A 762-nucleotide genomic window follows, 5' to 3' on the forward strand; every position below is an offset into this window, starting at 1 on the left:
AGGTTTGACATAGCTTTAGATATCCAGTTGCAAATGGTTTTATATTTAACTCCTAAATTATCTGCTATTTCTTGCCTATTTGCATTTGGTTGCAAACATAATTTAACTGCATTATTTTTAAATTCTTCTGTATATCTTTGGTAACCCATATTTGTCTCCTTTTCTTAACACATAAGTGTCCCAAATTGGAGGGTATGATCACTCAGGTAATAAACGCTTAGCTAGTTGCAAAGCTTTCTTTTTATCTGGGGCTACATCTACTTTCACCTAAATTCTCTCAAAGTACTTGTCTATATATAAGTTGTTATTGTTAATATAATTAAGTTCGCAATCCTTTTATTTACTCATAATATTTTTGCTAACTATACGAGCGACTTCAGAAAATCATACATATTAGGTCTTATTTTGATTTCTTTGTTATAATCAAAATATCCTATTTCAAGAGCTGCAAACTTTGGTTTATAACCATTAAACTGTTCAGGATCTATGTTAGAGATATTTTCAATAAACTCGGTGACTTTTTCTGATAACTCTATAGTAGCTCCCATAGATTTGGCCGATAAATATTTAGATATCTCCTCATCATAAAGATTAATATCTTTTAGGATAGCTTCATAAGTATTTTCTATTTCAAAACAGCTATTCTCAGTAAGTCTGCTATTTAACCGACTTTTTTATATTATCATGCAATCAGGTTAATTTTAGAGATAAATGTAACAATTAATTCACGATAATAGAGATATTTTAATTAATAGATATCAG

Annotated in this window: 2 protein-coding genes; both read right to left on the reverse strand. The window is 28.9% G+C overall.

Annotation, left to right across the window (positions count from 1 at the left end; all coding sequences use genetic code 11):
- A partial coding sequence (locus F3D59_RS10240; RefSeq protein WP_150464774.1) for a transposase occupies positions 1-149 on the reverse strand: 149 nt, incomplete at its 3' end.
- A gap of 213 nt (positions 150-362) precedes the next feature.
- Complete coding sequence (locus tag F3D59_RS09905) at positions 363-548, reverse strand: hypothetical protein (protein WP_150464775.1); 186 nt, start codon at positions 546-548, stop codon at positions 363-365.
- Between the last annotated feature and the right edge of the window lie 214 nt (positions 549-762).

The organism is Francisella sp. XLW-1 (assembly GCF_008711455.1).
GTDB lineage: Bacteria > Pseudomonadota > Gammaproteobacteria > Francisellales > Francisellaceae > Francisella > Francisella salimarina.